Source organism: Enterobacter cloacae complex sp. 677-3DZ2D5B, from assembly GCF_004136695.1.
Taxonomy (GTDB): Bacteria; Pseudomonadota; Gammaproteobacteria; order Enterobacterales; family Enterobacteriaceae; genus Enterobacter; species Enterobacter hormaechei_C.
This window is the reverse complement of sequence record NZ_QFLS01000002.1, coordinates 121,431-140,405: the sequence shown is the minus strand read 5'-3', so window position 1 is coordinate 140,405 and position 18,975 is coordinate 121,431. Positions and strand designations below refer to the sequence as shown.

The window sequence follows — 18,975 nt, the reverse complement described above, 5'->3', positions numbered from 1 at the left end:
TCTGATGTGGAATTCACACGACTAAGGACTGAGTTATGCCACAAACCACTACCACCACCGGCACCTGGACCGAAAAAGAGATCCGCCAGCAGCCAGCCAGCTGGCTTCGCTCGCTCAACAATATTGATAATCTGCGCGCGTCGATCGACAGTTTTCTGACGCCACTGTTGCGCAAGCCCGATCTGCGGATCGTTCTGACCGGCGCGGGTACGTCTGCTTTTATCGGCGACATCATTGCGCCATGGCTTGCCAGCCACACGAGAAAAAATATCACCGCGATACCTACGACCGATCTGGTCACCAACCCGATGGATTACTTCAGCCCTGCGCACCCGCTGCTGCTGGTCTCTTTCGCCCGTTCTGGCAATAGCCCGGAGAGCGTCGCTGCCGTTGAGCTGGCGAATCAGTTTGTTCCGGAGTGCTACCACCTGTCGATCACCTGTAATGAAGCGGGCAGCCTGTATCAGAATGCCGTCGACAGCGATAACGCCTGCGCTCTGCTCATGCCAGCCGAAACGCACGATCGCGGGTTCGCGATGACAAGCAGCATCACCACCATGATGGCGAGCTGCCTGGCGGTATTCGCACCGGAAACGATCAACAGCAAAACGTTCCGCGACGTGTCCGATCGCTGTCAGGCGATCCTCACGTCGCTTGGCGATTTCAGCCCCGGCGTCTTTGGTAACGAACCGTGGAAACGCATTGTTTATCTGGGCAGCGGTGGATTACAGGGCGCCGCACGGGAGTCAGCGTTGAAGGTGCTGGAGCTGACCGCCGGCAAGCTGGCGGCATTCTACGATTCGCCAACGGGTTTCCGTCACGGGCCTAAGTCGCTGGTGGACAACGAAACGCTGGTCGTCGTGTTTGTCTCCAGCCATCCGTACACGCGTCAGTACGATCTGGATCTGCTCGCCGAGCTGCGACGCGATCGTCAGGCTATGCGCGTGGTAGCCATTGCAGCCGAAACGGATCCGGTCATTGAAGCTGGCCCGCATATCCTGCTGCCTCCTTCCCGTTCATTTAACGATATGGAGCAGGCGTTCTGCTTCCTGATGTACGCCCAGGTCTTCGCACTGACCCAGTCTCTGCACGTTGGCAATACGCCGGATACGCCATCCGCCAGCGGTACGGTTAACCGTGTGGTCCAGGGCGTCGTTATTCATCCGTGGCAGGCTTAAGAGGACAGGCTCATGAGTATTATTTCTACCAAATATCTTTTGCAGGACGCACAGGCGAAGGGCTATGCCGTTCCGGCCTTTAACATCCATAACGCCGAGACGATCCAGGCGATCCTCGAAGTCTGTAGCGAAATGCGATCGCCGGTGATCCTCGCGGGTACGCCGGGGACGTTTAAACATATTGCGCTGGAAGAGATTTACGCCTTGTGCAGCGCGTATTCCCTTACTTATGACATGCCGCTGGCGCTACACCTCGATCACCACGAATCGCTGGACGACATTCGCCGCAAAGTCCATGCCGGCGTACGTAGCGCAATGATCGACGGTAGCCATTACCCCTTCGAACAAAACGTCAAGCTGGTGAAATCGGTCGTCGATTTCTGCCACCTCAACGACTGTAGCGTCGAGGCCGAACTGGGCCGACTGGGTGGGGTGGAAGATGACATGAGCGTCGACGCCGAAAGCGCGTTCCTGACCGACCCGCAGGAAGCAAAACGCTTTGTCGAACTGACAGGCGTGGACAGCCTCGCCGTCGCCATCGGTACCGCGCACGGTCTCTATACCAAACGCCCAAAAATCGACTTCCAGCGGCTGGCCGAGATCCGCGAGGTAGTGACAGTGCCGCTGGTGCTGCATGGTGCAAGCGATGTGCCGGATGAGGATGTGCGCCGCACCATTGAGCTGGGCGTCTGCAAAGTTAACGTCGCAACAGAGCTGAAAATCGCCTTCTCTGACGCAGTCAAAGCCTGGTTTGCCGAGAACCCACAGGGCAACGATCCGCGCTTCTACATGCGCGTCGGCATGGATGCCATGAAAGAGGTGGTCAGAAGCAAAATCACCGTTTGCGGCTCGGCGAACCGGCTGCTGCTTCCGGCTGAAGCCTGAACCCATCGCGCATAACGTTAGTACCTAAAAAAATAACTATAAGCCTCGCAAATATGAAGGCGCGTCCTTAAGCCGGACAGCGCCTTCCATTATCCTAAAAATACGAGGAGTCCCTACATGACACAGGAAAAGTCGTTTAAATCGAAAGCGTGGGAGTTTTTCCAGAGCCTGGGAAAGACGTTTATGTTCCCGGTCTCGCTGTTGGCCTTTATGGGGTTGTTGTTAGGTATCGGTAGTTCTGTCACCAGCCCTTCCACCATCAAAAGTTTTCCCTTTCTGGGCGGCGAGTTAACGCAGCTCACCTTTGGTTTTATCGCCATGGTCGGCGGCTTTGCTTTTACCTATCTGCCGCTGATGTTTGCCATGGCGATCCCGATGGGCCTTGCCAGACGTAATAAAGCGGTGGGCGCTTTTGCCGGATTCGTTGGCTACATGCTGATGAACATGAGCATCAACTACTACCTGACCGCCACCCACCAGCTTGCGGACGCCGCCACCATGAGACAGGTGGGACAATCCATCGTGCTTGGTATTCAAACGCTGGAGATGGGCGTGCTCGGCGGCATTGTGGTAGGGGTGATCACCTACTTCCTGCACGAACGCTTCCAGGACACGGTGCTGCACGACGCGTTTGCCTTCTTTAGCGGCATTCGTTTTGTACCGATTGTTACCGCCCTCACCCTGTCGCTGGTCGGCTTGTTCATCCCCCTGCTGTGGGAATATGTGGCAATGGGCATTGCCGGGATTGGTCATATCATCCAGAGCACCAGCGTCTTTGGGCCGTTCCTGTATGGCGTGGGCGTACTGCTGCTCAAACCTTTTGGCCTGCACCACATCCTGCTGGCGATGGTGCGCTTCACCCCGGCGGGCGGCATTGAGATGGTTAACGGCCAGGAAGTGGCCGGTGCGCTGAACATTTTCTACGCCGAGCTGAAAGCCGGCCTGCCGTTTAGCCCGCACGTTACGGCATTTTTATCGCAAGGGTTTATGCCGACCTTTATCTTCGGCCTGCCTGCCGTGGCTTACGCTATCTACCGCACCGCGCGTCCGGAAAACCGTCCGGTGATTAAAGGGCTGCTGCTTTCTGGCGTGCTGGTTTCAGTGGTCACGGGTATTTCAGAGCCGATTGAGTTCCTGTTCCTGTTTATTGCCCCTGTGCTTTACGCGTTTCATATCGTTATGTCTGGCCTGGCGCTGATGGTGATGGCGCTTCTCGGCGTCACTATCGGCAACACCGACGGCGGCATTCTGGATCTGCTGATCTTCGGCGTCATGCAGGGGATGTCGACCAAATGGTATCTGCTGTTCCCGGTGGGTATGGCCTGGTTTGCTATCTACTTCTTCGTCTTCCGCTGGTACATCCTCAGGCACGATATTAAAACGCCGGGCCGTGAGGTTGACGCGCAGGGTGCGCTCCAGTCGGTGGAAGCCAATACCCGGGCACGTGGAAAATCAAAATACGATCATGGGCTTATTCTTCGCGCGCTTGGCGGTAAAGAGAATATTGAGTCGCTCGACAACTGCATCACCCGCTTACGTCTGGTGGTGAAAGATATGGGGCTTATCGACCAGCAGGCGCTGAAGGCCGCGGGCGCCTTGTCAGTCGTGGTGCTTGATGCCCACAGCGTTCAGGTGATCATCGGCCCGCAGGTGCAGAGCGTCAAATCCGGCATTGAAGCCTTAATTTAACAGGGGGACGTTGTGTTTGATTTCGACAGAATCATTGAGCGTAAAAGCGATAAATGCCGTAAATGGGATCATGCGTTTGTGTGCTCGCGTTTCGGTGATGTCCCGGAGGGATTTATCCCGCTGTGGATAGCAGACATGGATTTCACCTCGCCACCCGCCGTGATTGAAGGCTTCCAGCGCATCGTGGAGCATGGCACCTTCGGTTACACCTGGTGCTTCGACGAATTCTACGATGCGGTCATCGCCTTCCAGCGCACCCGTCATCAGGTTGAGGTGCATAAGTCATGGATCACCCTGACCTACGGCACCGTTTCCACGCTGCACTATACGGTTCAGGCGTTCTGCAAACCCGGCGACTGCGTGATGATGAACACCCCGGTGTATGACCCATTTGCGATGGCGACACAGCGACAGGGCGTGCGGGTGCTTGCAAATCCGCTGAGCGTGAAGGAAAACCGCTATCACCTGGATTTTAATCTGATTGAAGTTCAGCTCAAAACTCACCGTCCAAAACTGTGGTTCTTCTGCTCGCCGCATAACCCTTCGGGCCGAATCTGGCGCGCGGATGAGATACGCCAGGTGTCCGATCTCTGTAAGCGCTACGGCACGATTCTGGTGGTTGATGAGGTTCACGCCGAGCACATTCTGGACGGTACATTCGTCAGCTGTCTGACTTCGGGCTGTGCCGCCCAGGACAACCTGATTGTGCTGACCTCCCCCAATAAAGCGTTCAACCTTGGCGGGCTAAAAACATCCTACTCGATAATTCCAGACGATTCGCTGCGCCAGCGTTTCCGCCAGCAGCTGGAGAAGAACTCCATTACCTCGCCCAATATCTTCGGCGTGTGGGGAATTATTCTGGCCTATCAGCAGGGTCTGCCATGGCTCGACGCGCTGAATGGTTATCTGCGCGGCAATGCCCGCTACCTTGCGGATGCTATCCAGACCCACTTCCCTGCATGGAAGATGATGAACCCGGAGTCGTCGTATCTCGCCTGGATAGACGTCAGTGCGGACGATCGCAGTGCGACGGCGCTAACCCAACATTTCGCCAAACAGGCTGGCGTGGTCATCGAAGATGGCAGCCACTACGTACAAAACGGCGAAAACTACCTGCGTATTAACTTCGGCACCCAGCGCTACTGGCTGGAACAGTCCATCAACCGAATGCTGAAGCATTACTGATAAGGATCTTACCCCGATGAAAAAAATGCTCACTCTCTCGCTGCTGGCTCTCTGCGTTTCTCACGGCGCGGCGGCAGCAAACTACGCGCTCAGTAACGACAATATTGCCCTTTCGTTTGATGATGCAAATGCAACGGTAGTAGTAACGGACAGCAAAGCTAACCATCCGCTCACGCCCCAGGAGCTGTTCTTTCTGACGCTGCCGGATGAAACAAAAATCCACACCGCTGATTTCAAAATCAAGCACGTCGAAAAGCAGGACAATGCGATAGTCATCGACTTTACGCATCCGGATTTTAACGTAACGGTGAAACTGAACCTGGTGAAGGGAAAATACGCCAGCATCGGCTACACCATCGCCGCCGTCGGGCAGCCGCGGGACGTAGCGAAAATTACCTTCTTCCCGACGAAGAAGCAGTCTCAGGCACCTTACGTTGACGGGGCGATTAACAGCTCGCCAATCGTGGCCGACTCGTTCTTCATCCTGCCAGACAAACCGATTGTGAATACTTACGCTTATGAAGCCACCACGAACCTCAACGTGGAGCTGAGAACGCCAATTCTGCCTGAGACACCGGTTAGTTTTACCACCTGGTTCGGCACTTTCCCGGAAACTAATCAGCTGCGCCGCAGCGTAAACCAGTTTATCGATGCCGTGCGTCCGCGGCCTTATAAGCCTTATCTGCACTACAACAGCTGGATGGACATCGGTTTCTTTACCCCTTACTCCGAGCAGGATGTCATTGGGCGGATGGACGAATGGAATAAAGAATTTATTGCCGGACGCGGGGTGGCGCTGGACGCGTTCCTGCTGGACGATGGCTGGGACGATCGCACCGGACGCTGGCTTTTTGGCCCGGCATTCAGCAACGGTTTTGGCAAAGTCAGGGAAAAAGCCGACAGCCTGCACAGCTCGGTTGGGCTGTGGCTTTCTCCGTGGGGCGGATACAACAAGCCGCGCGATATTCGCGTCTCGCATGCAAAAGAGTATGGTTTCGAAACCGTAGACGGCAAGCTGGCGCTGTCGGGGCCGAACTATTTTAAAAACTTTAACGATCAGATCATTAAGCTGATCAAAAACGAGCACATTACCTCGTTCAAGCTCGACGGAATGGGTAACGCCAATTCGCATATCAAGGGCAGCCCATTTGCATCGGATTTTGACGCGTCCATTGCCCTGCTGCACAACATGCGCAGCGCAAACCCGAACCTGTTTATCAACCTGACCACCGGCACCGACGCCAGCCCGTCCTGGCTGTTCTATGCTGATTCAATCTGGCGTCAGGGCGATGATATCAACCTGTACGGCCCCGGCACGCCAGTGCAGCAGTGGATGACCTACCGCGATGCCGAAACCTGGCGATCCATCGTGCGCAAAGGTCCTCTGTTCCCGCTGAACTCACTGATGTACCACGGGATCGTCAGCGCAGAGAACGCTTACTATGGACTCGAGAAAGTGCAAACAGACAGCGATTTTGCCGATCAGGTCTGGAGCTACTTCGCAACCGGAACTCAGCTTCAGGAGCTGTACATCACGCCGTCCATGCTGAATAAGGCGAAGTGGGATACCCTGGCGCAGGCGGCGAAATGGTCGCGTGAGAATGCCAGCGTGCTGGTGGATACTCACTGGATTGGCGGTGACCCAACTTCGCTTCAGGTTTACGGCTGGGCCTCATGGAGTAAAGACAAAGCGATTTTTGGCCTACGCAACCCGTCGGATAAGCCGCAACGTTACTACCTGGATTTAACCAAAGATTTTGAGATCCCGGCAGGAGAGCGTTCGCAGTTTACCCTGAAAGCCGTGTACGGCAGTAATTCGACCGTACCAGAGGAGTATAAAAACGCTGTGGTAATTACGCTGCAACCGCTGGAAACGCTGGTGTTTGAGGCGATGCCGGGGAAATAGTGAGGCTCTGACACGGTGTAGGCCGGGTAAGGCGAAGCCGCCACCCGACAAAACAGGCGGCAGGGGCTTACTCCCCCTGCTGCTCCAGCGCATATTTATACAGTGCATTTTTCTTCACGCCGTGGATCTCCGCCGCCAGCGCCGCCGCTTTTTTCAGGGGGAGTTCAGCCTGTAGCAGAGCCAGCGTACGCAGCGCATCGGCAGGCAGAGCGTCTTCCTGCGCTTTGTGCCCTTCAACAATCAGCACCATTTCGCCCTTGCGGCGGTTTTCATCCTCTTTCACCCACGCCAGCAGTTCGCCAACCGGCGCACCGTGAATGGTTTCCCACGTTTTGGTCAACTCGCGCGCCAGCACCACGTAGCGCCCTTCGCCCCAGACGGTCACCATATCTTCCAGGCTTTCCAGCAGACGGTGAGTTGATTCGTAGAAGATCAACGTACGCGGTTCAGCTTCCAGATCCTTTAATACATCGCGACGGCCTTTGGATTTAGCAGGCAGGAAGCCTTCGTAGCAGAAACGATCGGACGGCAGGCCCGCAGCGCTTAACGCCGCAATGGCCGCGCACGGCCCGGGCAGCGGCACAACGCGGATGCCTGCTTCACGGCAGGTGCGTACCAGATGGTAGCCCGGATCGTTGATCAGCGGCGTTCCCGCATCGGAGACCAGCGCGATGTTCTGCCCTTCTTTAAGCTTCGCCACCAGCGTTTCGGCTTTTTGTTGCTCATTGTGATCGTGCAGGGCAAACAAACGGGCGTTAATGGCAAAGTGTTGTAGCAGTAAACCGGTATGACGGGTGTCTTCAGCAGCAATTAAATCAACAGCTTGCAATACGGTGAGCGCACGTTGGGTAATATCAGACAAATTCCCGATAGGAGTAGGTACAATATAAAGCTGGCCTTGAGAATTATCTGCCGTTTCGTGTTGTTTCATTGTTTCGTCCGTATTGCCGATTTAATATTGAGCATTGCGTAAAAAAATCACTGGATACAGTATGGTACCGTTAACGTTTCTTCGTAAAAAAGCCGCGCACAGCGTGCCCCTCCTGCTGGCAGCCCTGATCTTTACCGGCTGCGGCACCCAGGCACCTGACCAGAGCACTGCTCATATGCAGGGATCCGCTCAGGCTGATTCTGGCTTTTATCTGCAACAAATGTCGCAGAGTACAAATGATACCAGGATCAACTGGCAATTACTCGCCATTCGTGCACTGCTGAAAGAAGGGAAAACCCAGCAGGCCGCCGAGCTGTTCAGCCAGCTGCCGCAGGATCTTAACGACACTCAGCGTCATGAGCAGACGCTGCTGTCAGCAGAACTGAAGGTCGCGCAAAAAGATTACGACGGCGCGAAGAAGATCCTCGGCACCATCGATCTCAGCACGCTGGATAAAAACCAGCAGACCCGTTTCTGGCAGGCCGGTATCACCGCTGAGCAGGGCCGCACTTCCCTGACGCTACTCCGCGCGCTGATTGCCCAGGAGCCTCTGCTCGCGGGTGCGGACAAGCAGAAAAATATTGATGCAACCTGGCAGGCGCTCGCCTCCATGACCCAGGATCAGGCCAAAGCGCTGGTAATCAACGCCGATGAAAATGTTCTGCAAGGCTGGCTGGATCTGCAACAGATGTGGTTCAACAACCGCAGCGATCCGAACATGCTGAAAGCTGGCATTACCGACTGGCAAAAGCGTTACCCGCAAAACCCGGGAGCGAAAATGCTGCCAACGCAGCTGGTGAACGTGCAAAACTTTAAGCCCGCCTCCACCAGCAAAATCGCCCTACTGCTGCCGTTAAACGGTCAGGCAGCGGTGTTTGGTCGCGCCATTCAGCAAGGTTTCGAAGCCGCGAAAAACGGCACTACCGCCGTCAGCGGTAGCGCGGTTCCGACCCAGGCAGCACAGGCGGCGAATGTGAATGACGTTGTCAGCCCGTCCGCCGCCGAAACCAGCGACCTGACCACCGCGCAAACCCCTGCGCAGGGCACCATGCAGAATCCGGTTACCGCGCAGCCCGCTCCCCCTGCGCCTGCGGCAACACAGGCCCCGGCTGAAACACCGGCGCCCGCGACGGCAGAACAACCTCAGCCGCAAACCGAGCAGCCGGAACAGCAGCCAGCAACCCAGCCGCAGGCTGTGGCCACCACCAGCGCTAACCCTGGTGCAGAGTTGAAAATCTACGACACCAGCGCCCAGCCGCTTGACCAGGTGCTGGCGCAGGTTCAGCAGGACGGGGCCAGCATCGTTGTCGGTCCGCTGTTGAAAAACAACGTGGAAGCGCTGATGAAGAGCAACACCACGCTGAACGTGCTGGCGCTTAACCAGCCTGAGCAGGTTCAGAACCGCGCCAATATCTGTTACTTCGCCCTCTCTCCGGAGGATGAAGCCCGCGATGCGGCCCGTCATATTCACGAGCAGGGCAAGCAGGCGCCGCTGCTGCTGATCCCACGCAGCACGCTGGGCGATCGCGTTGCCAACGCGTTTGCGCAAGAGTGGCAGACCCTTGGCGGTGGCGTGGTGTTGCAGCAGAAATTTGGCTCAGCTGCCGAACTGAGAGCGGGCGTGAACGGCGGGGCAGGTATTGCCCTCAACGGTAGCCCGGTATCCGCCAGCCTGCCGCAGCAGCAGAGCGTCACCATCGGCGGTCTGACGATCCCGGCGCCCCCTACCGACGCGCAAATCAGCGGCGGCGGTAAAGTGGATTCGGCGTACATCGTCGCTACGCCGGAAGAGATCGCCTTTATCAAACCGATGATCGCCATGCGTAACGGCAGCCAGAGCGGCGCAACGCTCTACGCCAGCTCACGCAGCGCACAGGGTACCGCAGGCCCGGATTTCCGTCTGGAAATGGAAGGACTGCAATACAGCGAGATCCCGATGCTGGCAGGCAGCAACCCGCAGTTGATGCAGCAGGCGCTGGGCGCGGTGCGCAATGACTATTCCCTGGCGCGTCTGTACGCGATGGGCGTCGATGCCTGGGCGCTGGCAAACCACTTCACCCAGATGCGCCAGGTACCGGGCTTCGAGCTTAACGGGAATACCGGCGATCTGACCGCCGATCAGGATTGTGTGATTAACAGGAAGTTATCATGGCTCAAATACCAGCAGGGGCAGATTGTCCCGGCCAGTTAAGCCGTAAACAGACCGGCGACGCGTGGGAGTTAAAGGCGCGTCGCTGGCTTGAAGGCAAAGGACTGCGCTTTGTCGCCGCCAACGTTCGCGGGCGCGGCGGCGAGATTGACCTGATCATGAAAGACGGTCAGACCATCGTGTTTGTTGAAGTTCGCTACCGACAGTCGTCCCGTTTTGGCGGTGCTGCCGCCAGCGTGACGCTCGCCAAACAACAAAAATTATTACAGACTGCCCACTTGTGGCTTGCCCGCCATAATGGGAGTTTTGATACTGTGGATTGCCGTTTCGATGTGGTAGCCTTCACCGGAAATGCGATCGACTGGCTTAAAAACGCGTTTGGCGAAGACGCATAAATAAGATTTTAAAGGGATACCGTGCTCGAACGAATTAAAGTGTGCTTCACAGAAAGCATTCAAACGCAGATTGCCGCGGCGGAAGCCCTTCCGGACGCGATCTCGCGTGCAGCGATGACACTGGTTCAGTCGCTGCTCAACGGCAACAAAATCCTCTGTTGTGGCAATGGCACGTCCGCCGCCAACGCACAGCATTTTGCTGCCAGCATGATTAATCGCTTTGAAACCGAGCGCCCAAGCTTACCTGCCATTGCACTAAACACCGATAACGTGGTCTTAACTGCGATTGCCAACGATCGTCTGCATGACGAAATCTACGCCAAGCAGGTGCGCGCCTTAGGCCATGCCGGAGACGTGCTGCTGGCGATCTCCACGCGCGGTAACAGCCGGGATATCGTTAAAGCGGTTGAAGCGGCAGTGACCCGGGATATGACGATTGTCGCCCTGACCGGTTACGACGGCGGTGAGCTGGCTGGCCTGCTGGGGCCGCAGGATGTGGAGATCCGCATTCCTTCGCACCGTAGCGCCCGCATCCAGGAGATGCATATGCTCACGGTGAACTGCTTATGCGATCTGATCGATAACACGCTTTTCCCTCACCAGGATGATTAAGGAGTTCTCATGAAGGTTTTATCGGCCCTTGCAGTCGTGATGTCTGCATTACTGCTTCAGGGATGCATCGCTGCCGCTGTAGTCGGTACCGCAGCGGTCGGCACCAAAGCAGCGACCGATCCGCGTACCGTTGGGACGCAGGTGGATGACGGTACGCTTGAGCTGCGCGTAAACAGTGCGCTGTCGAAAGACGAGCAGATCAAGAAGGAAGCACGCATCAACGTGACGGCTTATCAGGGCAAAGTGCTGCTGGCAGGCCAGGCGCCAAATCCTGAACTCGCCTCGCGCGCCAAACAGATCGCGATGGGTGTGGAAGGCACGGCGGAAGTGTATAACGAGATCCGCCAGGGCCAGCCGATTGGTCTCGGCACCGCGTCATCTGATACCTGGATCACCACCAAAGTGCGTTCCCAGCTGCTGGGTACCGACCAGGTGAAATCCTCAAACGTGAAAGTGACCACGGAGAACGGCGAAGTGTTCCTGCTGGGTCTGGTGACGGAACGTGAAGGGAAAGCGGCAGCGGATATCGCCAGCCGGGTGAGCGGCGTGAAACACGTCACCACCGCCTTTACTTACATTAAGTAATTCACACCTGACTGTAAGCCCGGTAAGCGCTAGCGCCACCGGGCTTTTTTTCACACAAGCGCCATACTCCCCACAATCACTCCACTCAACGCCACCAGCCCCGCAGTCAGCCACAGCGCTTTCGCCGGGAATGACTTACGCAGCATGATAAGCGACGGCAGGCTCACCGCCGGCAGCGTGATGAGCAGCGCCAGCGCTGGTGCGGTCCCCATACCGGCCATCATCATGGTCTGAATAATCGGGATCTCCGCCGCGGTTGGGATCACGAACAGGCAACCGGCCACCGCCATCGCAATCACCCACATCAGCGTGTTGTCGATAGCGCCATCCGCATGCGGGAACAGCCAGACGCGCGCGGCCCCCAGCACCAGTACGGCCAGGATATAGACCGGAATGGTGCTCCAGAAAAGCTGCCACAGCGCTTTGCCCCAGCGAGCAAAGAAACTGCCCTGCGGCTCGCTGACGTCCAGCTCAACGGAAGCAGACCCGGCCTCGTTGTCTTTCACCAGGTGCTGCACCAGCGTAGCGACAAGCACCACCGTCAGCAGGCCAGCCGCCAGACGGATAAACGCGAAATGCCAGCCGAGAACGAAGCCCATAAACACCAGCGTTGCCGGGTTCAGCAGTGGGTTACCCATCCAGAAGGCAAGCGCGCCGCCCATCGACACGCGCTGTCGGCGCATACCCGCCGCCACCGGTGCGGCGCAGCAGGAACACATCATGCCCGGCAGGGAGAAAATCGTCCCCAGCAGCGTGCCCTGCAAGCGCGGCTGTCCCAGGGTTTTCACCAGCCAGTTACGCGGGATAAGTACCTGAATCAGCGAGCCCAGCAATACGCCCAATACCGCCGCTTTCCAGACGGCAAGAAAATAGACCATTGCGTAATCCCACGCCGCGCGTAGCGGGCTGGAATCGGCCTGCGCGAGAATCGATTTACCGATGCTGTGGGTGTCGGCGGCGGTGAAGGCTTTACCGTAGTACGGCTGCCATTTCACATACCAGAGGCCAATGATGACCACGAGAAAGAAGAGTGCGGGCTTCCACCACTGAACAGGTGTTGCCGCCTGAGATGAAGACTGACCAGTCATACCATTCCCCGGAAGGTGTTATTTAATAAGCCGGGGAAGTTTACGCCTCGCCCTGCGCGATTTCACGCAGTTTTGCCGAAGGGATAATATTAACCCCCTCCTGCGACGGAGCCAGCGCCTCTTTTAGCATCGCCAGCGCGACATCCCGCGCCTCGATGGACTTCCAGTTACCCGGCAGAATGCGAAACAGCGGAGCGAAAAAAGACTCGTTAAAACGACGTTCGTCACGGTGCCCCATCAGCATGGAAGGCCGCGCGATGGTCAGGCGCTCCCATTTCTGCGCGATTAACGCCTCTTCCATTTTGCCCTTCACCTGGTTGTAAAAAAACGGCGAGCCTGCGTTCGCGCCGTGCGCGCTGACCACCAGGAAATGTTTTGCGCCCAGCTTTTTCGCCGTCAGGGCGGTATCCACCACCAGCGTGTAATCCGCATGGACAAAAGCTTCTTTACTGCCCGCTTCCCGCCGGGTGGTGCCAAGGCAGCAAAAGGCGATATCAATGGGATCCTGCACCTGCGCCAGCGCGTCGGTGAGCTGTGGATCGTGCGGGTTATAGACGCCGGTGATATCCAACAGCGGGCGACGCGTCGGGGCGGCGATATAGTTGATATGCCGATCCTGGATCAGCAGCCGCAGCAGATGTCCACCCACCAGCCCGGTTGCGCCGGTAATCAGTACCTGACTCATCTTATCCCCTTTACAGAATTGTCCGTTTGCGTTCTGGGCCTGCTCTACCACACTTAAAAGTCTGTTACCGGTAAGTATTTACCACAAACGGGAAAAAAACAGTCTGAAGCGAAAACAACGGAGGAAGCATGGGTAAAAAAATCGCAGTCTTGATTACCGACGAGTTTGAAGATTCAGAATTTACATCGCCAGCAGAGGCATTCCGGAAGGCGGGCCACGAGGTGGTCACCATCGAGAAAGAAGCGGGTAAAACCGTGAAGGGCCATAAGGGCGAAGCCAGCGTGACCATTGACGAATCCATTGATAACGTCAGCCCGTCGGATTTCGACGCCCTGCTGTTACCGGGCGGCCATTCACCGGATTCCCTGCGCGGAGACGAGCGTTTCGTCACCTTTACCCGTGACTTCGTCGGCACCGGTAAACCGGTATTTGCCATTTGCCACGGTCCGCAGCTGCTCATCAGCGCCGAGGTGGTACGCGGGCGTAAGCTCACCGCGGTGAAGCCGATCGTTATCGATCTGAAAAACGCGGGAGCCGAGTTCTACGATCAGGAAGTGGTGAACGATAACGATCAGCTGATCACCAGCCGTACACCGGACGATCTGCCGGCGTTTAACCGTGAAGCGCTACGCCTGCTCGGCGCGTAACCAGTGCAGCTTTTTACCAAAGCCCAGGGTGTTGTCGGTAAATTTCAGCTCATCAAGGCGGATTTCCCACACCGGGGCTTTTAGCGCCGCAGCCACCGGGAAGCGGCGCGTATAGCGTTTACGTTGCGCGTCGCTCTCCTTCCCTTCCAGGCGACGAATTTCACCTTTGAACTGGACCCCGCGGATCAGCGCAACAGTTTTAGGCTGACCGTTTACCGTACCTGCCACTTTTGCCTGCTGGCCCGTCATCTGCGCATGCCGCGTTTTGTCTTCGCTCATTACGTAAAAGGCCACGCGCTCGGGATCGTAGTAATAAAAGGCATTTGCGCACCACATCTCCTCGTCTTTACAGACGCACCAGGTCACGACATGCTGCTTTGCCAGCCAGCGGTTAATGGCGGCCAGTGTTTCCATTTTCGCTCTCTCTCATGCTATGGTGCGTTCACCTTAACATACTGAATCTGTTTACTGTGTGCTGGTTTCTCTATCTTGTCCGAACCGCTGATAACGCACTCTACACCGGGATCACTACCGATGTGGCACGGCGTTTTTTACAACATCAAACGGGGAAAGGGGCGAAAGCACTACGGGGGAAAGGTGAACTTCAGTTAGCGTTTTCAGCCGCCGTGGGCGACAGATCCCTGGCGCTCAGGCTGGAATACCGCATCAAGCAGCTGACAAAGCGCCAGAAAGAGCGTCTCGTCAACGGGGACGGCTCTTTCGAGGCGCTACGCGAAAGCCTGCTTAAAAACGATTGAAATGATCGTGGTACTCCACCAGACCGGTAACGCCGTCGAGCGCATCATCTGCCAGAGGATGCACCTGGAAAGATGTTTCCGTGCCCGGCCAGTGGCAGCGCAGATCGTATCTGGACGCTGGCTCAAAACCTAAACGTTCGTAGAACGCCGGATCGCCCAGAACGACGACAGCGGCATAGCCAAATTCATTCAGTGAATCCAGTCCTTCATAGACCAGCTGGCGCGCCAGGCCCTGGCCACGGTAGTTTTCATCCACCGCCAACGGCGCCATGCCGACCCACTGCAACTCTTCACCCTGCACAATCACCGGGCTGAAGGCCACGTAGCCGACCACCTGCCCTTCATCGTCAGTGGCAACCAGGCCCAGCGTAATCAGGCCATCTTCGCGAAGATCGTGAACCAGTTGGGCTTCGGCGTCGCCTGCAAAAGAGCGGCGTAACAACGCATCGATACCCGGCGCATCAATCCCAATTTCGACTCGAATCAGCATGGTTCACCTACTGAAGTGTGTTTACTGTCCGGCGGGGTTTTTAGCCCGGCCTCAACGAAATCTGCCATTTGCATCAACATCATACGCAGCGCTTTCGGCATCTGCTCCAGCTCAATGGCATCCATTAAATTTTTGACGTACAGACCGAGCTCCGTGTCGCCTTCAATCACCAGACGACGCTGGAAGAAGAGGGTGTCCGGATCCTGTTTGCGCGCGGCGATCATCAGCAGATCGCTGGCATCCGCGCTAAAGCTGACATCCGCCTCGGCGGTTTCACGGACGATAAGCCGATCGTTCTCAACGGAAGTAAACCAGCGCAACCCGATATCGCGCACTTCAATCTTTAACCAGCGGCCTTCCAGAAACTCCAGCTCACCGTCCTGTAGCGCCTGGCGGAACTGCCAGCTCAGTACCTGTTCCAGCACCTGGCGTTTAAGCGCGAACGGCGCCAGTTTTACCGGCACGCTCAGCATTGATGGACCAAATTGTACGAGACGTGAACGCAGTTTATCCAGCACGAGCTTTACTCCCTGATAGCTATAGTCCTGCTATTTTGCCATATCCCGACAAGAAGATAGCGGCGTAAATCAACAAACCGTTGTCCGGTGTACCTCATTATTGGTGCCATCAATACGCCATTAGCTGCCTTAAATCAAAAATTGTCGCGTATGGGTTAATTAAAATCCCAGCTCGTTAACATTTTTTACGATCCCTGCGATCGACAACATCGGGATAAATTATGGAGCTGCTCTGCCCTGCCGGAAACCTTCCGGCGCTTAAGGCGGCCATCGAAAATGGGGCCGATGCGGTCTATATCGGGCTGAAAGATGATACCAACGCCCGCCATTTTGCGGGTCTTAACTTTACGGAGAAAAAGCTTCAGGAAGCCGTTAACTTCGTCCACCAGCACCGGCGCAAACTGCACATCGCCATCAATACCTTTGCCCATCCTGATGGCTATGCCCGCTGGCAGCGCGCCGTGGATATGGCGGCCCAGCTGGGCGCCGATGCGCTGATCCTGGCCGATCTCGCCATGCTTGAGTATGCGGCAGAACGTTATCCGCATATTGAGCGCCATGTCTCTGTTCAGGCATCGGCCACCAATGAAGAGGCCGTCCGTTTTTATCATCGACACTTTGACGTGGCTCGCGTAGTGCTGCCGCGCGTACTCTCTATTCATCAGGTTAAGCAACTGGCGCGCGTCACGCCAGTGCCGCTGGAGGTTTTTGCCTTCGGCAGCCTGTGCATCATGGCCGAAGGCCGCTGCTATCTTTCCTCGTATTTGACCGGCGAATCGCCAAATACCGTCGGCGCCTGCTCGCCTGCCCGCTTCGTTCGCTGGCAGCAAACGCCGCAGGGACTGGAGTCACGCCTGAATGATGTGTTAATTGACCGCTATCAGGACGGTGAAAACGCGGGCTACCCGACGCTGTGCAAAGGCCGATATCTGGTGGACGGTGAGCGCTACCACGCGCTGGAGGAGCCCACCAGCCTCAACACGCTGGAACTGCTGCCAGAGCTGCTGGCCGCCAATATTGCCTCGGTGAAAATCGAAGGCCGCCAGCGCAGCCCGGCCTACGTGAGCCAGGTGGCAAAGGTGTGGCGTCAGGCCATCGACCGCTGCATGGCGGACCCGCAAAACTACGCTCCGCAGGCGGCATGGATGGAGACGCTCGGCGCGATGTCCGAAGGCACCCAAACCACGCTCGGCGCGTATCACCGTAAATGGCAGTGAGATAATCATGAAATATTCATTAGGGCCGGTGCTTTACTACTGGCCAAAAGAGACGCTGGAAGATTTTTACCAGCAGGCGGCTAACAGCAGCGCCGATGTGATTTACCTCGGCGAAGCGGTGTGCAGCAAGCGCCGCGCCACCAAAGTGGGCGACTGGCTGGATATGGCGAAAAGCCTGGCCGGCAGCGGCAAGCAGGTGGTGCTCTCGACGCTGGCGCTGGTGCAGGCGTCCTCTGAACTGGGCGAGCTGAAGCGCTACGTCGAAAACGGTGAGTTCCTGCTGGAGGCGAGCGACCTGGGCGTGGTGAACATGTGCGCCGAACGTAAGCTGCCGTTTGTCGCCGGACATGCCCTGAACTGCTATAACGCCGTGACCCTGCGCCTGCTGCTCAAACAGGGGATGACCCGCTGGTGCATGCCGGTTGAACTCTCCCGCGACTGGCTGGCCAACCTGCTTACACAGTGCGAAGAGCTGGGCATTCGCAACAAGTTTGAAGTGGAAGTTCTGAGCTATGGGCATCTGCCGCTGGCCTACTCTGCCCGCTGCTTCACCGCACGTTCCGAAGATCGTCCGAAAGACGAGTGCGAAACCTGCTGCATTAAGTACCCGAACGGACGCAGCATGCTGTCGCAGGAGAATCAGCAGGTGTTTGTTCTTAACGGCATTCAGACCATGAGCGGTTACGTCTATAACCTCGGCAACGAACTGGCGTCAATGCACGGGCTGGTGGATATGGTGCGTCTTTCGCCGCTGGATACCGGCGTATTCGCCATGCTGGACGCCTTCCGCGCCAACGAAAATGGCGCTGCTCCGCTGCCTCTGACGGCAAACAGCGACTGCAACGGTTACTGGCGACGTCTCGCCGGGCTGGAATTGCAGGCATAAAAAAGGCTCACTTTGTTAACAACGGTTATCATTTTTTAATGCAGTATTAAAGATTGACCGTCGACAAAGTGAGCTGTTATGACTGACAAAACCATTCCGTTTTCGGTGCTGGATCTGGCGCCGATCCCACAAGGCTCCTCGGCCAGAGAAGCCTTCACGCACTCTCTCGATCTTGCTCAGCTTGCCGAAAAGCGCGGCTATCACCGCTACTGGCTGGCGGAGCACCACAATATGGTGGGCATCGCCAGCGCCGCCACCTCGGTGCTGATTGGCTATCTGGCGGCGAATACCACCACACTGCACCTGGGCTCCGGCGGTGTGATGCTGCCGAACCACGCCCCGCTGGTGATCGCCGAGCAGTTCGGCACGCTGAATACCCTCTATCCGGGCCGTATTGATTTAGGGCTTGGCCGTGCGCCGGGCAGCGATCAGCCGACCATGCGCGCCCTGCGCCGCCATATGAGCGGCGATATCGATAACTTCCCGCGCGATGTGGCGGAGCTGGTGGACTGGTTTGACGCGCGGGATCCGAACCCGCACGTGCGTCCTGTGCCGGGGTACGGGGAAAAGATCCCGGTATGGCTGTTAGGCTCAAGTCTGTACAGCGCGCAGCTCGCCGCCCAGTTGGGGCTGCCGTTTGCGTTTGCCTCGCATTTCGCACCGGATATGCTGCATCAGGCGCTGCATCTCTACCGCACGCACTTCAAACCGTCCGAGCGTCTGGAGAAACCGTACGCGATGGTCTGTATCAATATCATTGCCGCCGACAGCAACCGCGACGCGGAATTCCTGTTCACCTCCATGCAGCAGGCGTTTGTGAAGCTGCGTCGCGGTGAGACGGGCCAGCTGCCGCCGCCGGTAGAGAATATGCATCAGCTGTGGTCGGCCTCCGAGCAGTATGGCGTGCAGCAGGCTCTGAGTATGTCGCTGGTAGGTGATAAGGCGAAAGTGCGTCACGGGCTGGGGTCGGTGCTGCGTGAAACCCAGGCGGATGAGATTATGGTTAACGGCCAGATTTTCGATCACCAGGCGCGTCTGCATTCGTTTGATTTGGCAATGCAGGTGAAAGAGGAGTTGGTGGGGTAGTTTTTTGCTTTGCCCGGTGGCGCTTCGCTTACCGGGCCTACATTCTTTTCTCCCTCTCCCTGCGGCAGAGGGCCGGGGTGAGGGG

The 18,975-nt window shown here is 56.9% G+C and carries 20 protein-coding genes; 14 read left to right on the top strand and 6 right to left on the bottom strand.

Annotation, left to right across the window (positions count from 1 at the left end; translation table 11 throughout):
- Positions 1-35 precede the first annotated feature (35 nt).
- The 5 genes from DD597_RS05110 (at position 36) to DD597_RS05090 (ending at position 6,843) form a co-directional block, all read left to right on the top strand.
- A complete protein-coding gene (locus tag DD597_RS05110) occupies positions 36-1,178 on the top strand; it encodes an SIS domain-containing protein (RefSeq protein WP_003861737.1) in 1,143 nt (380 codons plus the stop codon).
- A gap of 12 nt (positions 1,179-1,190) precedes the next feature.
- Complete coding sequence (kbaY, locus tag DD597_RS05105; protein WP_003861740.1) at positions 1,191-2,063, top strand: tagatose-bisphosphate aldolase subunit KbaY; 873 nt, start codon at positions 1,191-1,193, stop codon at positions 2,061-2,063.
- Between the two features lie 117 nt (positions 2,064-2,180).
- Positions 2,181-3,752 carry a maltose/glucose-specific PTS transporter subunit IIBC gene (malX, locus tag DD597_RS05100; protein WP_129255989.1) on the top strand — a complete coding sequence of 524 codons (1,572 nt, stop codon included), beginning with the start codon at positions 2,181-2,183 and terminating at the stop codon, positions 3,750-3,752.
- A gap of 12 nt (positions 3,753-3,764) precedes the next feature.
- Positions 3,765-4,937, top strand: a complete 1,173-nt coding sequence (locus DD597_RS05095; protein WP_023314897.1) for a MalY/PatB family protein — start codon at positions 3,765-3,767, stop codon at positions 4,935-4,937.
- A 16-nt stretch (positions 4,938-4,953) separates the two neighbouring features.
- Entirely contained in the window at positions 4,954-6,843 is a 1,890-nt protein-coding gene (locus DD597_RS05090) for an enterotoxin (protein WP_129255988.1), read from the top strand.
- Between the two features lie 67 nt (positions 6,844-6,910).
- Here the strand turns inward: DD597_RS05090 and rsmI are convergent, their stop codons facing one another.
- Positions 6,911-7,774, bottom strand: coding sequence for a 16S rRNA (cytidine(1402)-2'-O)-methyltransferase (gene rsmI / locus DD597_RS05085; RefSeq protein ID WP_000809144.1), 864 nt, complete (start codon positions 7,772-7,774; stop codon positions 6,911-6,913).
- Positions 7,775-7,835: 61 nt separating this feature from the next.
- Between rsmI and DD597_RS05080 the strand changes: the two genes are divergently transcribed.
- Genes DD597_RS05080 through dolP form a run of 4 tightly spaced genes read left to right on the top strand, consistent with a single transcriptional unit; the run spans position 7,836 to position 11,515 of the window.
- Positions 7,836-9,965 (top strand): penicillin-binding protein activator, encoded by a 2,130-nt coding sequence (locus DD597_RS05080; protein WP_129255987.1) that lies wholly within the window; start codon positions 7,836-7,838, stop codon positions 9,963-9,965.
- A complete protein-coding gene (locus DD597_RS05075; RefSeq protein ID WP_003861751.1) occupies positions 9,923-10,318 on the top strand; it encodes a YraN family protein in 396 nt (131 codons plus the stop codon). The genes DD597_RS05080 and DD597_RS05075 overlap by 43 nt, the downstream gene beginning before the upstream one ends.
- 21 nt (positions 10,319-10,339) lie before the next feature.
- Positions 10,340-10,930 carry a DnaA initiator-associating protein DiaA gene (diaA, locus tag DD597_RS05070; RefSeq protein ID WP_003861754.1) on the top strand — a complete coding sequence of 197 codons (591 nt, stop codon included), beginning with the start codon at positions 10,340-10,342 and terminating at the stop codon, positions 10,928-10,930.
- Positions 10,931-10,939: 9 nt separating this feature from the next.
- Entirely contained in the window at positions 10,940-11,515 is a 576-nt protein-coding gene (gene dolP / locus DD597_RS05065; RefSeq protein WP_003861756.1) for a division/outer membrane stress-associated lipid-binding lipoprotein, read from the top strand.
- A gap of 50 nt (positions 11,516-11,565) precedes the next feature.
- Here the strand turns inward: dolP and DD597_RS05060 are convergent, their stop codons facing one another.
- Complete coding sequence (locus DD597_RS05060; RefSeq protein ID WP_003861758.1) at positions 11,566-12,603, bottom strand: permease; 1,038 nt, start codon at positions 12,601-12,603, stop codon at positions 11,566-11,568.
- A 40-nt stretch (positions 12,604-12,643) separates the two neighbouring features.
- Positions 12,644-13,288 carry an NAD(P)H-binding protein gene (locus DD597_RS05055; RefSeq protein WP_023304489.1) on the bottom strand — a complete coding sequence of 215 codons (645 nt, stop codon included), beginning with the start codon at positions 13,286-13,288 and terminating at the stop codon, positions 12,644-12,646.
- Between the two features lie 128 nt (positions 13,289-13,416).
- Between DD597_RS05055 and DD597_RS05050 the strand changes: the two genes are divergently transcribed.
- Complete coding sequence (locus tag DD597_RS05050) at positions 13,417-13,935, top strand: type 1 glutamine amidotransferase domain-containing protein (protein WP_015571965.1); 519 nt, start codon at positions 13,417-13,419, stop codon at positions 13,933-13,935.
- Here DD597_RS05050 and DD597_RS05045 read toward each other — a convergent pair.
- Positions 13,915-14,349: a YhbP family protein gene (locus DD597_RS05045; protein WP_023314902.1), complete on the bottom strand. Its 435-nt coding sequence runs from the start codon at positions 14,347-14,349 to the stop codon at positions 13,915-13,917. The two genes, DD597_RS05050 and DD597_RS05045, sit on opposite strands and share 21 nt — an antisense overlap.
- Before the next feature lie 14 nt (positions 14,350-14,363).
- Here DD597_RS05045 and DD597_RS05040 point away from each other — a divergent pair, with 14 nt between their 5' ends.
- Positions 14,364-14,693: a GIY-YIG nuclease family protein gene (locus tag DD597_RS05040; protein ID WP_003861768.1), complete on the top strand. Its 330-nt coding sequence runs from the start codon at positions 14,364-14,366 to the stop codon at positions 14,691-14,693.
- Here the strand turns inward: DD597_RS05040 and DD597_RS05035 are convergent.
- A complete protein-coding gene (locus tag DD597_RS05035) occupies positions 14,680-15,183 on the bottom strand; it encodes a GNAT family N-acetyltransferase (protein ID WP_003861769.1) in 504 nt (167 codons plus the stop codon). The two genes, DD597_RS05040 and DD597_RS05035, sit on opposite strands and share 14 nt — an antisense overlap.
- Positions 15,177-15,701: an SCP2 domain-containing protein gene (locus DD597_RS05030; protein WP_003861771.1), complete on the bottom strand. Its 525-nt coding sequence runs from the start codon at positions 15,699-15,701 to the stop codon at positions 15,177-15,179. Before DD597_RS05030 ends, DD597_RS05035 begins: the two co-directional genes overlap by 7 nt.
- Positions 15,702-15,922: 221 nt before the next feature.
- On the opposite strand from DD597_RS05030, the gene DD597_RS05025 reads away from it, so the two are divergent.
- The 3 genes from DD597_RS05025 (at position 15,923) to DD597_RS05015 (ending at position 18,890) form a co-directional block, all read left to right on the top strand.
- Positions 15,923-16,918: a peptidase U32 family protein gene (locus DD597_RS05025; protein ID WP_003861773.1), complete on the top strand. Its 996-nt coding sequence runs from the start codon at positions 15,923-15,925 to the stop codon at positions 16,916-16,918.
- 7 nt (positions 16,919-16,925) lie between these two features.
- Positions 16,926-17,804, top strand: coding sequence for a U32 family peptidase (locus tag DD597_RS05020; RefSeq protein ID WP_003861775.1), 879 nt, complete (start codon positions 16,926-16,928; stop codon positions 17,802-17,804).
- 78 nt (positions 17,805-17,882) lie between these two features.
- The gene (locus DD597_RS05015; protein WP_129255986.1) at positions 17,883-18,890 is read left to right on the top strand and encodes a luciferase-like monooxygenase; all 1,008 of its coding nucleotides are present in this window, start codon (positions 17,883-17,885) and stop codon (positions 18,888-18,890) included.
- Positions 18,891-18,975 lie beyond the last annotated feature (85 nt).

Bases quoted from the DNA above. Each gene is read 5' to 3' on its own strand.
- DD597_RS05110 (WP_003861737.1), top strand. From the start codon at position 36: ATGCCACAAACCACTACCACCACCGGCACCTGGACCGAAAAAGAGATC.
- kbaY (WP_003861740.1), top strand. From the start codon at position 1,191: ATGAGTATTATTTCTACCAAATATCTTTTGCAGGACGCACAGGCGAAG.
- malX (WP_129255989.1), top strand. From the start codon at position 2,181: ATGACACAGGAAAAGTCGTTTAAATCGAAAGCGTGGGAGTTTTTCCAG.
- DD597_RS05090 (WP_129255988.1), top strand. From the start codon at position 4,954: ATGAAAAAAATGCTCACTCTCTCGCTGCTGGCTCTCTGCGTTTCTCAC.
- rsmI (WP_000809144.1), bottom strand. From the start codon at position 7,774: ATGAAACAACACGAAACGGCAGATAATTCTCAAGGCCAGCTTTATATT.
- DD597_RS05080 (WP_129255987.1), top strand. From the start codon at position 7,836: ATGGTACCGTTAACGTTTCTTCGTAAAAAAGCCGCGCACAGCGTGCCC.
- DD597_RS05075 (WP_003861751.1), top strand. From the start codon at position 9,923: ATGGCTCAAATACCAGCAGGGGCAGATTGTCCCGGCCAGTTAAGCCGT.
- dolP (WP_003861756.1), top strand. From the start codon at position 10,940: ATGAAGGTTTTATCGGCCCTTGCAGTCGTGATGTCTGCATTACTGCTT.
- DD597_RS05060 (WP_003861758.1), bottom strand. From the start codon at position 12,603: ATGACTGGTCAGTCTTCATCTCAGGCGGCAACACCTGTTCAGTGGTGG.
- DD597_RS05055 (WP_023304489.1), bottom strand. From the start codon at position 13,288: ATGAGTCAGGTACTGATTACCGGCGCAACCGGGCTGGTGGGTGGACAT.
- DD597_RS05050 (WP_015571965.1), top strand. From the start codon at position 13,417: ATGGGTAAAAAAATCGCAGTCTTGATTACCGACGAGTTTGAAGATTCA.
- DD597_RS05045 (WP_023314902.1), bottom strand. From the start codon at position 14,349: ATGGAAACACTGGCCGCCATTAACCGCTGGCTGGCAAAGCAGCATGTC.
- DD597_RS05040 (WP_003861768.1), top strand. From the start codon at position 14,364: ATGCTATGGTGCGTTCACCTTAACATACTGAATCTGTTTACTGTGTGC.
- DD597_RS05035 (WP_003861769.1), bottom strand. From the start codon at position 15,183: ATGCTGATTCGAGTCGAAATTGGGATTGATGCGCCGGGTATCGATGCG.
- DD597_RS05025 (WP_003861773.1), top strand. From the start codon at position 15,923: ATGGAGCTGCTCTGCCCTGCCGGAAACCTTCCGGCGCTTAAGGCGGCC.
- DD597_RS05020 (WP_003861775.1), top strand. From the start codon at position 16,926: ATGAAATATTCATTAGGGCCGGTGCTTTACTACTGGCCAAAAGAGACG.
- DD597_RS05015 (WP_129255986.1), top strand. From the start codon at position 17,883: ATGACTGACAAAACCATTCCGTTTTCGGTGCTGGATCTGGCGCCGATC.